The sequence below is a fragment of the Streptomyces sp. NPDC050423 genome, assembly GCF_040655445.1.
Taxonomy (GTDB): Bacteria; Actinomycetota; Actinomycetes; order Streptomycetales; family Streptomycetaceae; genus Streptomyces.
Genome location: NZ_JBFAJY010000101.1, coordinates 1 through 1,256, shown reverse-complemented (window position 1 = coordinate 1,256; position 1,256 = coordinate 1). Strand labels below are relative to the sequence as shown.

Annotated in this window: 2 protein-coding genes; both read left to right on the top strand. The window is 61.8% G+C overall.

All coding sequences use genetic code 11. From position 1 onward, the window contains the following. Window positions 1-706: hypothetical protein (locus tag AB0I52_RS32830; RefSeq protein ID WP_363078830.1), on the top strand; the 706-nt coding region annotated here is incomplete at its 5' end. Window positions 707-753: 47 nt separating this feature from the next. Next, window positions 754-1,256: caspase family protein (locus tag AB0I52_RS32825; protein ID WP_363078828.1), on the top strand; the 503-nt coding region annotated here is incomplete at its 3' end.

Sequence of the window (1,256 nt, the reverse complement as noted above, 5' to 3'; positions counted from 1 at the left end):
AGCCCGATCGGTCAACGCAGCCAGCAACCTCGTCCTCACCCGCGGACCAGCCAAAACAAAACCCCCCACCACCCACACAACCCCACCCCCGCACCTACCCGGCCCACCAGAAGTACGATTCAGCCGAAACGGGAACCTGAGAGCCCGCATCGCACCCGCAATTAGCGGCATCGTATTTCTCTTCGTCAGCGGATTAAGTGCTTACGGAGCCTACCGGCGCGGCCTCCCGTTTCTCCTCCTAGTCGCATTCTTCCTTGCGATCGCGCTGCTGTCATTCTGGAGCGCTTTCAGTAAGCGCACATATTTGGACATCGATGATTCCGGCCTGAAGATCGGATATCATAAATCTGCCCCGAGTGAGATCTCCTGGCAGCATGTCTCCTACGTCGGCATACTGCACCACTACACCTACGAAGGCAAACATAAAGTAATCCGGAGGGGGAATGAGCAGGCTCTCCTGGTCATCCGGCTACGCCCGTACGCCACGCCTCCCCCTGGAAGCACCGCCCTCCACGCGGGCCCATTCCGTAAAATTTCTCATTCTCTTCAACGAATCGGTCACATCGGCTGCGAAGTTGCGAATGTCGAAGCCGACCCGATGTGGCTTCGGGAGGCCATCGAACGTCTTAGTGGCCTGCAGTGCAAAACCGACCTGGAGCTCTACGTCCTCGACCCGCGACTCAAGCCCACAGCGTCGAGTTCATAGGTTCCACAAGGTGTACACATCGCTGAACCAGTTGGAGAGTTGAAGCCATGTCGAAGCCCTGGACGCCCGACGGGGCCTCCTCCCGTGCGCTGCTGATCGGCGTATCGGACTACAAGTCCCCCGGCCTGGAGCAGATTCCCGCCGTGCGGAACAACCTCGACGCGCTCAAGGACGCCCTCTCCGGCGAACGCGGCCTGCTCCCCCCGGACCACATCCGCACCCTCGGCGCAAACGGCACCCCGGTCGACGAAGCCTCGATCGGCAGAGAACTCGCCTCCGCCCGACGCGAAGCCGAAGACCTCCTGCTCGTCTACTACGCCGGACATGGCCTGCTCGACGACGGCGGCCTGCTCCACCTGGCAGTCACGGACACCGACCCCGACCCCGACCATGCCGGCTACACCGCTCTGCCCTTCCAACTCCTCAAACAGGAACTGGCACAGTCCCGCGCCAAAGCCAGGGTCCTCGTACTCGACTGCTGCTTCTCCGGCCGAGCCGTAGCCGCAATGAGCCCCCAACACACCCTGCTCTCCGGCCAACTCGACCTGAA